Genomic DNA, 17,532 nt, shown 5'->3' with positions numbered 1-17,532 from the left:
ATAATACTTGAAATTTGCATGTTAGCCTAACAACAAGCCGGAGCGAATGCCCGGCTTGTCTTCTCTGATCCGATTTGCCCAAATTGCCCATTGAGAGGAGTTTTGACGATGCTATATTCCATTCAAGCCAATATTATGCCCAAAAAAGTAACCCTTTCAACCTTGAGGCTGGGCGGACGAAATCCGGCTGGAGACGAAATCAGCTTTACGAACTACTATATGGAGTTCAATGGAAAGCCGTATTTTGCCATCTGCGGTGAATTTCACTATTCCCGCTACCCGGAAGCGGATTGGGAAGCAGAAATCAACAAGATGAAAGCATCGGGCATCAACATTCTTGCGACTTATATTTTCTGGAATCATCATGAGGAAATCGAAGGGCTGTACGACTGGCGGGGGAACCGTAATTTGCGGAAGTTCATCGAGCTTTGCCAGCGCAGCGGTCTTTACGTCATTTTACGCATCGGGCCGTTCTGTCATGGGGAGGTCCGTAATGGCGGACTGCCGGACTGGCTGTTTGGCCGAGCATTCGATGTCCGTTCGAATGATGAGGGTTATCTGCATTATGTCCGCCGCCTATACGCGGAGATCGGCCGTGAGGCGTCCGGGCTGATGTTCAAGGAGGGAGGACCCGTCGTTGGCATTCAGCTGGAGAACGAGCTTAACGCCGCCGCGGCGCTATGGGAGATGACGGCAAAGCAGGGAGACGAGTATTTGAGCGGAGGCAGTAGGGGAGGCGAAGGGGTAAGGCATATGCGGCACCTGAAAGAGCTGGCGATCGGGGCTGGGCTTGAAGCGCCGGTTTATACGAGCACGGGCTGGGGCGGGGCCCCGGTGCTGGAGGATGAGGTGCTGCCGCTTTATGGAGGTTATGCCTATACGCCTTGGAGCATTAGCGCGCAAAATCCGCTGCAGCAGCCGACGCGCGAGTATATATTCGACAGCTATCATGACGATGGGGTAGCCGGAGATTTTGCACCGCCGTACCCGAAGGAGAAATATCCGTTCGCCTGCTGCGAAATGGGCGGGGGCATGCAGACCTGGTATTTGTCCCGCTTTCAGGTGGAGCCGGAGAGCGTATCGGCTATGAGCCTGATGAAAATTGCGGGCGGCTGCAACTTTATCGGGTATTACATGTTTCATGGCGGAACAAATCCCGTGGGGCAGAGCGGTTATTTGAACGAAAGCACGACTCCGCGGATTACTTATGACTTCCAGGCCCCGATCGGGGAATTCGGCCAAATCCGGGAATCGAACCATCGGCTTCGCCTGCTGCATTATTTCCTGAGAGCCTTTGGGGATCGACTGGCACCAATGTCGACGGTTTTGCCGGAAGGGGCGGCCGGGCTTGCACCGGACAATACGGAAACGCTTCGGTATGCCGTGCGTACCGATGGAAGCTCGGGTTTTGTTTTCGTGAATAACTATCAGGATCATGTCGAAATGAAGGAGCATCGAGACGTTCAATTTGACATTCAACTGGGGGAAGGCAGTATTCGCTTGCCGCAGAATAATACGTTGACGATTCGCAAAAATGCTTCGTTCATGCTGCCGTTCCAGTTCGACTTATCCGGCTTGCTATTGCGTTATGCCACGGCACAGCCTGTAACGGTGACGGGTTCCGGGAAGCTTAGCACTTACTTCTTCGCCATGCCGGAAGGCATCGACGGAGAATTCATGCTGGCGGCGGACGGGATAACGAGTGCCGAGACTGATGCAGGAACGGTTCGGCGGGAAAAAGACGGAAGCTACTGTATCATCGTACCTCATCACGTACCGGCAATGATTCGTATTTACCGCACGGACGGCAGCGAGACCCGCATTTATGCGATGTCATCCAAGGAAGCTTCTATGCTGTGGGAGGTAGAAACGGAAATGGAAGGAGTCGATGATGAATCGGTCTCAGCTTTGGCCTCGACAGCAGGTAGAGGCAGAAGACGCATTCTGTTCTCGGATACCCCGCTTGCCGGAACCGCGTACGGATTAGAGTTTTACAGTTATGGTGCAAATGAATTTTCATTCCGGGAATATACGGATGAAAGGAACAAGCAGGAATGGCTGGCCGGTGGAAAGGGCTGCCGGATTGCGGCCGAGCGGGATGGCTGGTTTGAAAACTGTCATATACAGGTCCCGGCCAAACCCATTACAATGGAAGTGAAGCGCATTCATGATCATAAGGTGCTGATTTCTCTAGACCAACGCATTCTGGAGGATGCCCAGGATGTTCTTCTTAAGATCGATTATACGGGGAATGTCGGCTATGCCTTTTCGGAGGGCAGGCTGTTCCACGACCATTTCTATAATGGCGCCCCATGGGAGATTGGCCTGTCGCGATTCCAGGAAGCCATTCAAGGCGGGGAAATCGTATTGGAAACGACGCCGCTGCGCAAAGGAGTTATGAATGTGGCACAAGGCGCGGCCATGGCGGTCGAGCAGTTGTTCGAGGGAGAGCAGACGGCGGAATTTCACGAGGTATCGGCTGAGGTTGTGTACCACGTTGCGGTGACAAGCAGAATGAAAGAGTTGGGAGAGTTGTAGAGACAGGAGGGTTTCAAGATGCAAAACGCAGAGCAAGCGTTGGAGAAATTGCAGAGCAGCAAGGGGAAAGCATTACTATCCAAAATGTACGGCGAAGAACAACTAGCAGATCAGATTGCCCGTTACCGCTCTTTGGTGCAAACCTATAAGGAGCATTTCGGAGACGGCGAGCTGGCTTTGTTCAGCGCGCCCGGCCGCTGCGAAATTGGCGGGAATCATACGGATCATAACCATGGAAAGGTGCTGGCAGGCAGCATTAATCTCGATACGATTGCCGCTGCCGTGAAGGTGGACGAGCCGGTTATTACGTTCATTTCGGAAGGTTATGAAGGGAAGTTCGAAGTTGATTTGACGCAGCAGGAACCGGTTGCGGACGAGGCCTCAACCTTGTCGCTGGTTCGCGGTATCGTAGCAGGCTTCAAAGAGATGGGCTGTGAGGTCGGAGGCTTTAAAGCCTATATTTCGACAACGGTCATTCCCGCTTCCGGCCTAAGCTCCTCGGCTTCGTTCGAGATGCTGATCGGCAGTATACTGAATACGTTCTATAATGAATCCAAATTGGATGCCGTAGCTTTGTCCAAAATTGGCAAATACGCCGAGAACAAGTACTGGAACAAGCCGTCCGGCCTGCTGGATCAAATGGCCTGCGCGTACGGCGGTCTGATCACGATTGATTTCGCCGATCCGGAGCAGCCTGTCGTTCAGCCTGTAAACTATGACTTCCAAAACAGCGGCTACTCTCTGGTTATCGTCAATACCGGCGGCAACCATGCTGATTTGACAGAGGATTACGCCGCGGTGCCAAATGAGATGCGGGCCGTAGCCAAGGCGCTAGGCGCCGAGGTCTGCCGGGATTTGGCACCAGAGGATATTTACCGCAATCTGAATTCCCTCCGCGAACAATGCGGGGATCGGGCGGTGCTGCGGGCGCTGCACTTTTTTGCGGAGAATGACCGGGTAGATGCCCAGGTAGAAGCCTTGCAGGCCGGACGATTGGACAGATTTCTGGAGCTGATCACAGATTCCGGGGACTCCTCCTGGAAATGGCTGCAGAACTGCTATCAGGAGACCGACGTTCGCCATCAAGGGATTACGGTTGCGCTGGCACTGACGGAATCATATTTGAAATCGATCGGCAAAGGAGCCTGCCGGGTCCATGGCGGCGGGTTCGCCGGAGTGATCCTGGCGATTCTTCCAAATGAAGAGGCGGCCAAGTACGCCGAGTTCATCAAGGACACGATCGGCACCTCGACATTCATTATCAATGTCCGGGAGCAAGGGGCCATTTGTCTGGACTTGGAAGGTTAGTTAGAGTGTATTTTCAGCAACGAGGAAATGAATGCATCGTACTCGCAATTTTGTTTCCTGGTGAATAGTAGAACGCGTAATGAGAAGATTAAATGTTAAGAAAGCAGTTATCCCCCGAAATTATCAGGGATGGCTGCTTTTTTTACGAAAATTATTTTATAAAAATGTATATTGTTTTAAACTTAATATTCCAAAATATTTACTTTTCTAGTATATTGTAGATGAGAGAAAGCGCTATCATTTTTCTCTTCAAATTCAATAAACTGGAGGAATGTCTAATGCGTTATCGGAAATTGCTTTTATCGGTCATCTGCAGTGTCGCTATCCTGGGATCAGCCGTCGGAACAGCCCTGGCGGCGCATTGGAACTTGACCGGCGATGTCGCCGTTCATGATCCATCCATCATCAAGGAAGGATCGGCCTGGTATACGTTCTCGACGGGGCAGGGCATCCAAGTACTGAGGTCGGATAACGGCACCAACTGGTACCGTGTTCCCCAAATTTTCCTGAGCCCGCCTTCCTGGTGGAAAACCTATGTGCCGAATATGACCACAAACGATGTGTGGGCACCGGATGTTCAGCTGTACAATGGCCGGGTTTGGCTATATTATTCGATCTCCACCTTCGGCAAGAACACCTCAGCGATCGGCCTCGCTTCAGCGACGAGTGTAGGGGCGGGCAGCTGGCGGGATGACGGGCTGGTCATTAAATCAGACCCTTCGGTGGACTATAACGCGATTGACCCGAATCTTGTCATTGACGCCTCCGGCAATCCTTGGCTGGCCTTCGGCTCCTGGTTCAGCGGCATCAAAATCACGAAGCTGGACAAAACGACGATGAAGCCGACAGGCAGCCTCTATTCGATCGCTAGGCGGAGCAACGGCATCGAGGGCGTGTCCATTGTTTACCGCAACGGCTATTATTACATGTTCGCTTCCATCGATAATTGCTGCCAGGGCTCGAACAGCAACTATAAAATCGTCGTCGGAAGATCAAGCAGCATTACCGGGCCTTACAAGGATAAAAGCGGGGTGGATATGATGAACGGCGGGGGAACGGTATTCGATGCAGGCAATACGCGTTGGGCCGGTCCAGGCGGACAGCATGTGTACAACAACGTCATCGCAAGACATGCCTATGACCGGAACGACAACGGCAACCCGAAGCTGCTCATCAGCGATTTGAACTGGGATTCCAGCGGCTGGCCGACGTATTAAGGCAGGGGTTTATCCATCGCGTATTGTCTGGGTGTGAGAGGGGTTTGTTTTATGAAAAAATAAAATAAACCAATTTTCGGTCGACTTAATTTCTAAGTATGCCGCAATGGAAATTTGAACCTGTTAACCTATAACAACGCTAAAGGATCTATAAAACGACTAAATAATTTCAATAGTTCGACTTATATAATTGGATTTTTAGTAGTTAATTTCTATGGCAAGGAAGGGAGGGCGGATTTAAATGTATTTCATGTCATTAAAAGAAGGGGGATTGAACTATCATATGATCGACTCTTGATTTTAGTTGCATTAAATCCATTTAGTCCCTTGAAATGTTCGTTTAGAGCATAATTAGATACATGAATTCCATTTAGTGTACGCCACAGCCAAGTGTAAAGATCTTAGGTGTGCGTCGTAGTATGCGACCATCCTAGTGTATAGATCTTAGTGTGCGCCTTAGTGCACCACACAACTTAGTGGCGCGCAGCTTATATAAAATGAAATCAATTGCAGGCAAGGTGAACACAGAATCCGCTGAAACGAAGTAGCTTTCTTCTCAGAGAGCTGCTTCGGGAGCATAAGCCGTGGTTGCCTTTGTGACAGAATTTTGCCTCTTATGAACGCAATATCATCCAAAAAATCCGGGAGCAGCACGATTAAAGGAACATTTCGTACTTGCCCGTATTCATTTCAACAGTTCATCTTATATAGCGGCTTTCATGCCGCTAGCTTTTTTTCCTGTTCGTCATTAACTATTTATCCGCTCTACAGATTGCGTAACCGGCAGCGTAATCTTGATTGCCGTTCCGTAGCCTGCTTCGCTTTCGATTTGGACGCCGTAATTGGCGCCGAACAACAATTGAATCCTCGCATGTACATTGTTGACCCCGATCCCGGACAAGTGGTGTTTTTTCTTCTCATTGATCTGCTCCACCGTTGAGGACATGCCGACCCCGTCATCCATAATCTCGATCATGAGCCTCTCCTCCAGCCTGCGGATAAATATGTGAATATTTCCGCTCGCGATTCCCGGAAAGGCATGGAAGAAGGCGTTCTCCACAAAGGGTTGAATGATCAGCTTCGGAACGAGCAGTTGAGAGCAGTCTTCCGCAATCTCGTAATGAACCCCGATCTGCTCGCCGTATCTGATCCGGTTAATGAATACATAGTGCTTTAGCGTCTCGATTTCTGTTTCTACCGTAACCATATCCTCGGTTGAACCCAAGGTGCTCTGCAGCATGGAGATCAGACTGTCGATCGTTTGGTCCACCTCGTCCGTACGATGCATTTTTGCCAAATATTTGATCGAGCTAAGCGTGTTGTAAAGAAAATGCGGGTTAATTTGCATCTGCAGCGCATTGAGGTCGGCCTTTCTGCGCTCCTGCTGCTCGTACACCAGCTTATCCGTATATTGATCGATTTCGCGGATCATCCGATTGTACGCTTTGGTTAACACATTCGTCTCGTAGCTGTCGCCTTCCTTCAGGGGATGAAATTTCAGATTATCCCCTTTGCTCGTCTGCATCGTCTTCACGAGCTGGCTGAGGGGGCGGGTAATCCGCCGGCTTAAAGAGTAGACGAACGGCATAGTGACAAGCAGTACAACGCTGATGACCGTGAGGATCTCGGTGGAAATACGGTATAAGGGCGCGAAGGCCGTTAACTGATCGATCTCTTCAAGCAAATAGGCATTGAATTCCGGCAGATAGTAGGAAATATAGGTCTGCTTGTCTTCCGAATCCGACCATACGCCCCCCTGCTCGGACACGTGGCCGGCCAAGGACAGCAGGGTCATGTCCTTTCTACTGATCGAATCCTTCCGGCTGCTGGACAGGATTGTGCCATCCGAGGAGATCAGGGAAATATGGATGCCTTCGGAAATGTAGGGGCTGTATTTGCGGTAAATGTTCTGCTCGTCCATCACGACGGCAGCATACCCGTACATCCAGCCTGTGCCGCTGTGCACAAGGGGCTTGGTCGCAAAAATATAGTTGTCGTAAGGCACGGTCTCTACGAATAAATCCGGGCTGCTGTTGTAGCGGATACGGTTAGGGATTTTGCCGTCCTCAGTCATATAGGTCGAGACGATATCCTGGGGGATTTTGTCCCACTTCAGAGCGTTGCTCGAGTAGTGACGGCCGCCCAGCCCTGGCAGCGCCGACACGATAATATGCGATTTCTCCGGGCTTAAATAATCCTTGTACAAATCGATATATTTACCCAGGGACATCACCAGATTGATTTGCTCCTGCGGCGTATTGGCCGGCTTCGTAATATAGTTCCTGAACTCGCTGCTGCTGCTGATCTGCAGCATCGTATTGACGACTTGATCATTATAATTCAGCAGCTCGTCTTTCACGTGATTCATGTTGGCGGAGGCGTTCTTGACGACCTGATTCAGCAGAATCCGCTCCGAGATCGTAGAGGACGCCAGCGTCAGCAGCAATGAAATAACCAGGATGCCCGAGAGCATCAGGACGAGAATTTTAATAAAGATGCTGTTCTTGCGCAGCACGATTAAACACCTGTCTTTTATGATGGGATTTGATTGCGATATTCCACGGGAGTCATCCCCGTTATTTTCTTGAATACTTTGGAGAAATAGTTGTGATCCGAAAATCCCGTCAACCGGCTGATTTCCGACACCGACAGCTTATGATCCATGAGCAGCTCCTTGGCCTTGTCCGTCCGCACCCGGTTGATGTACGAAGTCAGATTCTCGCCCGTGCGCTGTTTGAAATAGGAGGACAGATAGCTATAATTCAAATGCAGACTGTCGGCCATTTCCGATAGCGATATTTCGTTGGCATAGTTCTTGTGGACGTATGCGTAAATTTGCTGGAGAATCGGCGATTGCTGCTGTTCCGGCGCTGGGAGGATCTCCTTCAGATTCTGCAGGAACTGCAGCATGATGCCTCTAAGCTCTTCGATATCATAAGCGAGATCGATTCTTTTGAACAGCTTCAGCTTAGACGAGCCCAGCTCGGCTACGGGCTGCTTCATTTGCTCCAGCGTGCTCATTGCCGTATAAATGAGATTCTGGCATAGGCGCTTCAGGCTGTATTCGTCATAGGCCATGCTGTCTGTATTTTCTGAGAAAAGCGTTTCCAATTGCGCGCCAGCCTCATCGATGGAGAAGCTGCGCAGCGCTGCCGTAAAATGCTCCTGATTAAACTCCGCCTTTTCGCTCTGCACCGTGATATCATCCTCGGCAACGAGCGCTTGCCCCGTAAAATATAGCAGCTTCCCGAGATAGGGAGTCAGCCTGATATGCTCTGATTTCATTTGCCGTAGGTCTTGAAAGGGATTTGAAAGAACGAATGACAGGTAGGATAGGGCTTCCGAGGCCGAGTCTGCAAACCGCTTGAGGGCGGATAACATCTCAACGGACCGACCAGACTCATAATTGGCGAGCAATAGACATTCGTTTTTCAAAAATACGAGAGCATAACTCAGCCCGTGTAAATGCTTCGCTGCCAGTTCGAGGAGGATCTGCTCCAGTTGGCTCTGCGTATAAGTGGTTCTTAAAAGCAGCAGGCTTGTACTGGCTTTGGCCATGACGAAGAGCTCGGAATCGAAGCGCCGGCCAAGCTCCTGAAGCAGGGCTTCATTGTGCTTGTCTTCCTCTATATGGCTGCTAGCAAGCCATTGTCCCAGCAGCAGGGCAGGGTCATTTTTCACAGAAGGCTGGTTCTGTTCGCTTAAATCCATTCCGCTGCACAGCGATTGAATCAATGATATCAATTCGGCAGCAGAGACTTTAGGCTTAAGCAAATAGTCAGTAACTCCATATTTGAATACCTCGCGCACGTAATTGAATTCGCTGTAGCTGCTCAGCACCACGATTTTAATTTCAGGGTGCTCCTTGCCCATGATTTTGGCAAACTCGACTCCGTCCATGATCGGCATGACTATATCCGTAATTACCACATGGGGATGAACATCTTCTATATATTGCAGCGCCTCCAAACCATTTGAAGCTTGGGCAACAATTTCGATTCCATATTCGCTCCAATTGCATAGATGCAGCATGCCTGTGCGCAGGATCGCTTCATCATCCACGATCATGACCCGATAGTTTGCGGAGCGTTCTTCCATGATTACACCTCTCCTGCAAAGTCTTTTGTCCTAATCATATACCAATCCCTGTGATAAAGGTATGATTGGACAGGGGAAATCCTGAAAATACAAAATAACTGCTAACACCCATAATTATTACTAGGAAATTATTGGAACTCAGATGGAGAGCAATAATTACTGCTAATATAGAGCTAATTTTGATTATACTTCGCATTTTTAATTTTCTAAAATAGATAACGAATTACATGAAACGCTTACAAAAACATATCAAAAGGGGTTGTAAAGAGTGAAAAAATGGTTATCCATGTTGCTGCTGGTTTCCATGACAGCGTCACTGCTGGCGGCGTGCGGTTCTTCGAATTCGAACTCTGCGGAGAAGGGCGGCAATGAAGCCGGGAGCGGCGGAACAAAGAAAGTCGTTGCCTGGGCGTGGGATCCTTCCTTTAACGGAGCAGCGCTGAAAATCGCCGAGGATTTGTACAAGAAAGATCATCCGGATTTCCAACTGGAAGTTATCGATATGGCGAAAGCGGATCTGGAGCAAAAGCTGAACACGAACCTGGCTGCAGGCGTCAAAGACGGGCTGCCGGACATCATTCTGGTGAACGATCCGAACATCCAAAAATACGTAACCGCTTATCCGGGAACGTTTGCTGACTTTAAAGAAAAGGTAGACTTTACGCAATTTTCTCCATATAAGGTAGATGCGCTGCGGATCGAAGATAAGATTTACGGCGTTCCGTTTGACATCGGCGTAACGGGCATGTTCTACCGCGTCGATTATTTGGAGGAAGCCGGCTATAAGGCCGAGGACCTTGAGAACATTACTTGGGATGAATATATTGAAATCGGTAAAGTCGTCAAAGAAAAAACAGGCAAATACATGGCGACCATCAACCCGAACGACGAAGCCTTGACTTCGATCCTGCTTCAATCCGCCGGATCCTGGTACATTACGCCGGATAACAAAGGCAACTTCGTAGACAATCCGGCCATGACCGAGACGCTTCGCGTGTATAAAGCGATTGCTGATTCAGGAATTGCCAAGCCGGTAACGGGCTGGAGCGAATTCGTAGGCAGCTTCAACGCCGGCGACGTGGCTACGGTCGTATCCGGGGTATGGCAAATCGCTTCGATCATGGATGCCCAGGATCAAAGCGGCAAATGGCGTGTAGCACCCATTCCGAGACTGAATGTGGAAGGCGGCGTCAATGCTTCCAACGAGGGCGGTTCCAGCTGGTTTGTACTTGAGGAATCCGCAAACAAAGATATGGCGATTGACTTCCTCGCTTCCACGATGGGCAGCAGCACGGAATTCTATGAGCGCTTCCTGACGGAAAACGGCGGAGTCGGTTCCTTTATCCCAGCCTTCTCCAGCGAAGTATACAATCAGAAGCCAGAATTCTTCGGTGGTCAGGCAATTTACAGCGATTTCACAAGATGGTCGACCGAGGTTCCGGGTATTTCTTTGGGAATGTACACGCAAGAGGCCAAGGACGCCCTCAAGAACGAGCTGCCTAACATTTTGAACGGTGCGGACCTGACCCAAAGCTTGGCTAACATTCAGAAACATTTTGGACAGCAGGTGCAATAAATACTAAGTTAGCGGGTGGTAACCTATGGGCAGTAAATGGAATAAATCTTCTTTGATGGGATGGCAGTTCGTGCTGCTGCCTTCAGCGCTTATTCTTTTGTTCAGCTTCTATCCCATGCTGCAATCCTTGCTCTTGTCGTTTCAGTCCGGCAAAGGAACGGTGTATCAATATGTAGGACTGGCCAATTATGGACGCTTGTTCTCAGATCCGATGTTCAAGCAAGCGGTTCTTAATACGCTGTTATACCTGATTGTCCAGGTACCGATCATGCTGATGCTCGGGCTGGTGATCGCTTATTTCCTGAACATGCCGAAGCTCCGCTTCAAAGGGTTTTATCGTACGGCCATATTTCTGCCCTGCGTAACATCGCTTGTATCGTATGCGGTGCTGTTCAAGAGTATTTTTGCCGTCGACGGCATTCTGAATAAGATGTTGATGTCCATCCACCTGATCCAAGAGCCGGTTGCCTGGCTCATGGATCCGGTATGGGCAAAAGTCGTCATCATTGCGGCGATTACCTGGCGCTGGACCGGTTACAATATGATTTTCTATCTGTCGGCGATGCAGAATATTGATCCAAGCGTCTATGAGGCGGCTTCGATGGATGGTGCGTCAAAGACACGGCAATTTTTCAGCATTACCGTTCCGATGCTAAAGCCGATTATCTTGTTCACGGCAATTATTTCGACGAACGGGACCCTGCAGTTGTTCGATGAGGTCGTCAACATTACGAACGGCGGTCCGGGCAACTCGACGATGACGATTTCCCAGTATATCTATAACCTGTCCTTCGTCTATACGCCTAACTTCGGTTATGCGGCGACAGTGTCCTATGCAATCGTAGTGATGGTGGCTGTGCTGGCCTTCCTTCAGCTCAAGGTCGGAGGTGAGAAACAATGAGAAAATTAAGCTCGCTGGGTATTCATTTGTTCCTGATTATCGCGTCTGTCGTTTCTCTGTTTCCCTTCGTCTGGATGCTGATCGGCATGACCAACACATCCTCGGATATCGTGAAGGGCAAGTTCAGCTTCGGTACGATGCTGCAGAGCAATATCACCAAACTGCTTGATATGACCAACCTCGGGGCTGCCTTCGGGAACTCCGCGCTGATCGCGATCGTCGGCACGATTGGAACGCTGGTGTTGAGCTCCATGGCGGGGTATGGCTTTGAAATTTACCGTTCCAAGGGCAAGGACAGGCTGTTCGGCCTGCTCATGCTCTCCATGATGATGCCGTTCGCGGCTGTCATGATTCCGCTGTTCCGCATGTTCAGCAACATGGGCATGCTGAATACGCCGACCGCGGTCATCCTGCCTTCGATTACGACGGCATTTATGATCTTCTTCTTCATGCAGAATACGAAGTCGTTTCCGCGGGAGCTGTTGCAGGCCGGCCGGGTTGACGGATTAGGCGAGTGGCGCTTGTTCGCCCAGGTCTACGTTCCAACGATGAAGCCAACCTATGCGGCCGCAGCGATCATTACGTTCATGAACTACTGGAACAGCTTCCTGTGGCCGTTGATCGCCTTGCAGACGCAGGACAAGAAAACGCTGCCGCTGATCGTATCGTCGCTGGCCTCCTCCTATAATCCGGACTACGGAATTATTATGGTGGCCATCGTGATTACGACGCTGCCGACGGTGCTGATTTTCTTCCTGCTGCAGAAGCAATTCGTGCAGGGTATGCTGGGTTCGGTGAAATAGCGGACGAAGATAGAAACAAAAGGAGTTCGTCAATCCAGTATCAAAAAAACAGGGCTTCCTATCTGTCGTAAACGACAGCGGGAAGTCCTGTTTTTTCAAGAACATGACTCTAACGATGAAGCATCGGGCTGTTCAGCACTTTATATTCCTTCGCGCTGACTCCGCATAATTTGCTGAAATACGCGGAGAAATACTTGTAATCCTTGTACCCTACCAATTCGGCGATTTCATAGTATTTCAAATCACTGTTTAGAATGAGTTCCTTCGCTTTTTCGATGCGAATGCGATTCACCCACTCTTTAAAGGAATAGCCGGTTTCGCTTTTGAAGATTCTACTCAAATAACCGGTGGAAATGTAAACGGCCTTGGCGACATCGGTCAGCTTGAGATCCTTGTTATAATTTTGGCTGATATAATCCAATGCGGCCGCAAACTGCACATTTTTATAATCCGTCTCCATGTTTGGCCTGGCCAAGCTCAGCAACAGCTCGATCACTTCCTCGGGCGTTTCCGTTTCAGCAACAATTTCCGCGGTTTTGCGGGCATCGTTGTGCTTTTCCATCACCGCCTCCATCAGCACGATGATCCGGTTCACCGATTCCAGAAAGCGCGACCGGGAGACGGCATTTTGACGCATAAACTCAGCGTAATCCTGGATAGCGCTTTCAATATGGGCAGCATTTTTGGACAAGACCGCGGAGATGACCTTGCTCTCGCTATTGCGTATCTCACTGAGCCCCACGCTAGGAAACATATCTGTTGGCGCAACCTCCGTATATTCCCGTTCCGTGTTCCAGAAGCAGGCATCCAGCGCACTGTCCAGCAGCGCATAAGCGCAGGAGAGCTTCTCCAGCGACTCGATACGGTTCATTAACACCATACTGTTGCCGAAAATATAAGGCTTGAGATTGGCCAGCGTCTTGTCCATAACCTCCTCCGAAACACCCTGCGCACCGACATTTAATACCGTTACGAGCTTGCTGTCATCCATGAAGAATACGAAGGGCTCGAACTCCTGAAAAGCCTGCACAAAATGGTTGTACACCAGCCAGTCGTCATTCGCAACACAGCGGGAGAGCAGCACCGAATAGCAGGGGCCCGGCAGCGGCATATCCAGTTTTTCCGCCTTCTTCTGAAACGTGTTCAACGGGATTTCGTTTTTTAAAAATTTCGCAAACAAGGCGGATTTAATCAAATGCTGGTTTTCCTTATAAATCGTCTGCATCAGCGCCTGACGCCCAAAGGCGGCATTTTCTTCCGAAATAGCGTCCTTTGCCCGGAGGGCCGCCTCCAGTATTTTGCCGGAATCGGCATTTTTCAGGACGAAGGAGCTTACCTTTACTTCAATCGCACGGGTAAAGTTTTCGGTATTGCCATATGCGGAGAGGATAATCACCTTCGTGCGCGGCAAATACTCATTTAATTTTCTCGCCAGCTCAATTCCGCTCATGATCGGCATCTGGATGTCTGCAAAAACGATATCAGGGGAGAGCTGAATGGCCATCTTCAGGCCATCTTCTCCGTTAGCTGCCTCTCCGACAATTTCCATCCCATGCTTTTCCCACGGAATCGTATAGCGGATTCCCTGACGGATAAATGCTTCGTCGTCAACGAGCAGGATTTTTATCATCTCTTCAGCCCCTTTGTTTGTTCACTGTTGTAGTCTGCGAGCGTAATTTCCCGGGCATCGGCCTCTTCAACCCTCAGCTTTTGCGTAATTTGGAAGACGCTGAATCCGTCACGCAAAAAACAACCTAGATGAAAGCCCTTTCCATTTTTCAGAGCGATCCGCTCCTTAATGTTCCGTAAAGCAAAGCCCCGCATGCCGCTGCCCTCTACCTCCAGCAGGCGGTTAATTTCAGTGACGTCCACCGGTGTGCCATTATTCATCACCTCGTAAACAAGCGTATTTTCGTTTTCGTAAATTCGCACCTTTACGATGCCATGGGTGCTGTTCTTCAGCCCGTGGAGAAGTGCGTTTTCGACCAGCGGCTGCAGCAGAAGGCGCAGAACGTAATAAGACTTCAAATGCTCCGGACAATCGATTTCGAACACGAACTGGTCGCCGTAGCGGATTCGCTGGATATGGATGTAGCAGCTTAGATGCTCCAGCTCTTCCGCCAGCGTCACCATGTCACTGTTGCCAGGGGAGAGCGTCATGCGCATCATTTTCGACATATTTGAAACCATGGAGCTGACATTTTTGGTGTCGCCCATCTCCGACATCCAGTAGATTGTGTCCAGCGTGTTATATAAAAAATGGGGGTTGATCTGTGTTTGCAGGGCGCTTAGCTGCGCTTGCTGTAATTTCAAATTCCCCATGTAGACTTCCTTATACAGAAAGTCCAGCCGCTGCGCCATACGGTTGAAATTGTTGGCCAGCACCGCGATTTCATCATTTCTCTTAACGTCGATGCGCACGGAGAAATCCTCGTTGGAGATCGACTTCATACGCTTGCCTAGCTTGACGAGCGGGGCCGTGATAATCTGGGAAAAAGTGAAGGACAATAGCAGCGTAAATAGGAGCACCAGCACCACGGTCAGCGACAAGCCCTTAAGAAGAGTTTCCTTAATAATGGTTAGGATATTCGGTTTTACAATGCTGTATAAAACGAATGGAGTTCGTTCTATTTTATGGGCGGAAATGAAGTATTGTCCGTTGATCTGCGTATTGGCCGAGCTGGAAGCCAACTGGAGAAGATGCGGATAGGAAATGTCCCCCTTCAGATTGGCGTAGCTTTGGCCGGAGCTCGTATCTACAAGGAGCTTGTTATTTTCATCAATGATAAAATAGGAAACCTCGTGGTTGATCCGGTCCGACATCAGGGTATCGATAAGCTGCTTCCGGCTCATGGCGATTTTGATAAAGCCGAGCTCCTCGGACAAATTGCTCGGATTCCTCAGCAATCGGGTTAGAGTAATATGGCTGTATGCTTCCATTGGCGTATCCTGCAGGCTGGAAACGTCGCGATAATCCCAATAGGGCCTCGATGCCCCGGCTCGCGCAGCTTCCAGATCTTCCTTCGATATTTTTAACGAAATGCCTACATTAATAGAGGCTTGATCCCGCGAAAGGAGAGAAATGCCGCGAATGCCGTTGGAGAAACCGTAGGGCATAGAGAGCAGGATGCTATTGGCGTTGCTGGTCAACGCGAAATAGTTCTCATCATCCTTCGGCTTGCTTAAGAAGGCTTTCAGATTCGTTTCCATTAATGGATAGGTCGTAAGATCCAGCGCATCGGTAAAAAATTGATCCGCGTTTTTGCCGATTCCATGGATATGGTTCGAAAAAAGCGCTTGCAAATCTTTTTTGGTGCTCTCATAAAAGATGTTGATTGCTACGGAATAAATCGTAAGAATCGGGATCATCACGAGGCAGATGAAGAACAGCATAAGCTTTTTACGCATGGTCACAGGGCGCACACTCCCCCCCTTGATGTTATGAATTTATTCTGTCATTGCGCCGGACAGGTGTCAATTGTCCTATGCCAATTTTATGAGATGGTCATTTTTTGTGATAAATATCAAATTTTAAGGATATCGTTTGCCTCATGGGCAGAGGTTGATCCGATTTTTCTTTCGATGATGACAAAATACGAGGATAATGAAGACAAGAAAGCGGATACAAAATAAATCTCCCGTCTTCTATAGTTAGGTTATGAAATCAAATATACATTTTGGAGGGGCAACATGAAAAAGAAAAAGATCATGCAAATCATCTCATTTCTGGCAGCTCTCTCGCTAATCCTTTCTGCCTGTGGCAGCGGCAGCAATGGAAGCAGCAATGGCAGCACGACCCCCGGAAATTCCGGTGCGGGCGGGGCAAAGGGAGAACAGATTCAATTGACCTTCTCGCACTATTATTTGGAGGAGGAACGTCCCACAAGCGCAGAAATGGACAGCTACATGACGCTGGTTGAAGAGTGGGAAGCGAACAATCCGAATGTCAATTTGGTTCAGTCGGTCATGTCGCAGGCGGATTATTCGACAAAAATCCAGGCGCAGGCCGCCGTCAACGAAATCCCGGACATCTTCTTCTTAAAAGGTTCTTGGGTGAGCAACTTTGCAAACAACGACCTGCTGATGCCGATCAACGACTATTTGGACAAATATGAGCACAAGGACCAGTTCCGCAAAGGCGTGTTTGATGCGGCTACGCGGGACGGCAACATTTACGGGATTCCGAATCAGCTATCGATCACCTCGGTTGTTTTTTATAACGAACAAATGTGGAAAGAAATCGGCTATGACCGTTTTCCGGACAATTGGGAAGACATTTATAAGGCCGCTGAAAAATTTAATGAAAAGGGAATCTCCGCTATCGCACTGGGCAACAAGGACAAATGGCCGGCCGAATCCAGCATCCTTTCGACCATGGGCGATCGTTTCACAGGCACCGATTGGACGAATTCGATTATAGCCCGTGACGGCAGCGCGAAATTTACCGACCCTGAGTTTGTAAGCGCACTCGATCAGATGCAGAATATTGCCGCCAATAAAGTGTTTAACCCTGATTTCAATATCATCTCCAATGCGCAGGCCGAGGAATATTACGCACAGGGCAAGGCGGCAGCTACTATTGACGGCCACTGGGCGCTTAGCTACCTGCTGTCCAATGCCTCGGAGGAAGTGCTAAGCCAGACCAAGGTTGCGATCCTGCCGCCAGTGGATGGTGGAAAGGGCGATAACAATACGATCTCCGGCGGGGCCGGCTGGTATGTTGCGCTCAACAAAAATCTGGAAGGCGCAAAACTCGATGCAGCTATGGATTTTCTGTTCAGCACGGCGGGTTATGACTTTTCCAGAGTTTATGCCGAAAAATACGGCATGACTGGCCCAAGCCTGATTGAAGGCACCGATTTGACGCAGTTCCCGCAGCTGACGCAGGATTTTGCCGCATTGACCGGCTCCCTGACGTTTACGCCGATCTACGACATGCTGATGGAAGGGGCCATCATCGAAAGCATGAATACAGGTTTGCAGGAAGTGCTGAACGGTACGAAAACGGGCCAAGATCTTGCCGCACAGCTTCAATCTGGGCAGGAAAGCCTGTAACCGCCGCGATGGTTCAAGCTGCTGGCACCACCGGCG

11 protein-coding genes are annotated in these 17,532 nt (G+C 49.6%); 7 read left to right on the top strand and 4 right to left on the bottom strand.

All coding sequences use genetic code 11. From position 1 onward, the window contains the following. Positions 1–108: 108 nt before the first annotated feature. The 3 genes from QNH46_RS17740 to abnA all read left to right on the top strand — a co-directional run bounded on the left by QNH46_RS17740 (position 109) and on the right by abnA (position 5,063). Positions 109–2,538 carry a beta-galactosidase gene (locus tag QNH46_RS17740; RefSeq protein WP_283925441.1) on the top strand — a complete coding sequence of 810 codons (2,430 nt, stop codon included), beginning with the start codon at positions 109–111 and terminating at the stop codon, positions 2,536–2,538. Positions 2,539–2,556: 18 nt separating this feature from the next. Further along, positions 2,557–3,846 (top strand): galactokinase, encoded by a 1,290-nt coding sequence (locus tag QNH46_RS17735; protein ID WP_283925440.1) that lies wholly within the window; start codon positions 2,557–2,559, stop codon positions 3,844–3,846. Positions 3,847–4,124: 278 nt separating this feature from the next. Next, positions 4,125–5,063 carry an arabinan endo-1,5-alpha-L-arabinosidase AbnA gene (gene abnA / locus QNH46_RS17730; RefSeq protein WP_283925439.1) on the top strand — a complete coding sequence of 313 codons (939 nt, stop codon included), beginning with the start codon at positions 4,125–4,127 and terminating at the stop codon, positions 5,061–5,063. A gap of 748 nt (positions 5,064–5,811) precedes the next feature. Here abnA and QNH46_RS17725 read toward each other — a convergent pair. Then, a complete protein-coding gene (locus QNH46_RS17725; RefSeq protein ID WP_283925438.1) occupies positions 5,812–7,578 on the bottom strand; it encodes a sensor histidine kinase in 1,767 nt (588 codons plus the stop codon). A 17-nt stretch (positions 7,579–7,595) separates the two neighbouring features. After that, positions 7,596–9,161 carry a response regulator transcription factor gene (locus QNH46_RS17720; protein WP_283925437.1) on the bottom strand — a complete coding sequence of 522 codons (1,566 nt, stop codon included), beginning with the start codon at positions 9,159–9,161 and terminating at the stop codon, positions 7,596–7,598. A 268-nt stretch (positions 9,162–9,429) separates the two neighbouring features. Here QNH46_RS17720 and QNH46_RS17715 point away from each other — a divergent pair, with 268 nt between their 5' ends. From QNH46_RS17715 to QNH46_RS17705, 3 genes are read left to right on the top strand one after another with little or no spacing between them, the layout of a single operon-like run. After that, positions 9,430–10,737, top strand: a complete 1,308-nt coding sequence (locus tag QNH46_RS17715) for an ABC transporter substrate-binding protein (RefSeq protein ID WP_283925436.1) — start codon at positions 9,430–9,432, stop codon at positions 10,735–10,737. Between the two features lie 25 nt (positions 10,738–10,762). Further along, entirely contained in the window at positions 10,763–11,638 is an 876-nt protein-coding gene (locus tag QNH46_RS17710; RefSeq protein WP_283925435.1) for a carbohydrate ABC transporter permease, read from the top strand. Then, complete coding sequence (locus tag QNH46_RS17705; protein WP_283925434.1) at positions 11,635–12,441, top strand: carbohydrate ABC transporter permease; 807 nt, start codon at positions 11,635–11,637, stop codon at positions 12,439–12,441. The genes QNH46_RS17710 and QNH46_RS17705 overlap by 4 nt, the downstream gene beginning before the upstream one ends. Before the next feature lie 109 nt (positions 12,442–12,550). Here QNH46_RS17705 and QNH46_RS17700 read toward each other — a convergent pair whose 3' ends face one another. Continuing rightward, positions 12,551–14,071 (bottom strand): response regulator transcription factor, encoded by a 1,521-nt coding sequence (locus tag QNH46_RS17700; RefSeq protein ID WP_283925433.1) that lies wholly within the window; start codon positions 14,069–14,071, stop codon positions 12,551–12,553. Next, positions 14,068–15,849 carry a sensor histidine kinase gene (locus tag QNH46_RS17695; protein WP_283928482.1) on the bottom strand — a complete coding sequence of 594 codons (1,782 nt, stop codon included), beginning with the start codon at positions 15,847–15,849 and terminating at the stop codon, positions 14,068–14,070. The genes QNH46_RS17700 and QNH46_RS17695 overlap by 4 nt, the downstream gene beginning before the upstream one ends. A 282-nt stretch (positions 15,850–16,131) precedes the next feature. Between QNH46_RS17695 and QNH46_RS17690 the strand changes: the two genes are divergently transcribed. Next, entirely contained in the window at positions 16,132–17,496 is a 1,365-nt protein-coding gene (locus QNH46_RS17690; RefSeq protein WP_283925432.1) for an ABC transporter substrate-binding protein, read from the top strand. Positions 17,497–17,532: the final 36 nt, after the last annotated feature.

The organism is Paenibacillus woosongensis (assembly GCF_030122845.1).
Taxonomy (GTDB): Bacteria; Bacillota; Bacilli; order Paenibacillales; family Paenibacillaceae; genus Fontibacillus; species Fontibacillus woosongensis_A.
This window is presented reverse-complemented; position numbering and strand designations above follow the sequence as displayed.

Bases quoted from the DNA above. Each gene is read 5' to 3' on its own strand.
- QNH46_RS17740 (WP_283925441.1), top strand. From the start codon at position 109: ATGCTATATTCCATTCAAGCCAATATTATGCCCAAAAAAGTAACCCTT.
- QNH46_RS17735 (WP_283925440.1), top strand. From the start codon at position 2,557: ATGCAAAACGCAGAGCAAGCGTTGGAGAAATTGCAGAGCAGCAAGGGG.
- abnA (WP_283925439.1), top strand. From the start codon at position 4,125: ATGCGTTATCGGAAATTGCTTTTATCGGTCATCTGCAGTGTCGCTATC.
- QNH46_RS17720 (WP_283925437.1), bottom strand. From the start codon at position 9,161: ATGGAAGAACGCTCCGCAAACTATCGGGTCATGATCGTGGATGATGAA.
- QNH46_RS17710 (WP_283925435.1), top strand. From the start codon at position 10,763: ATGGGCAGTAAATGGAATAAATCTTCTTTGATGGGATGGCAGTTCGTG.
- QNH46_RS17705 (WP_283925434.1), top strand. From the start codon at position 11,635: ATGAGAAAATTAAGCTCGCTGGGTATTCATTTGTTCCTGATTATCGCG.
- QNH46_RS17700 (WP_283925433.1), bottom strand. From the start codon at position 14,071: ATGATAAAAATCCTGCTCGTTGACGACGAAGCATTTATCCGTCAGGGA.
- QNH46_RS17695 (WP_283928482.1), bottom strand. From the start codon at position 15,849: ATGCGTAAAAAGCTTATGCTGTTCTTCATCTGCCTCGTGATGATCCCG.
- QNH46_RS17690 (WP_283925432.1), top strand. From the start codon at position 16,132: ATGAAAAAGAAAAAGATCATGCAAATCATCTCATTTCTGGCAGCTCTC.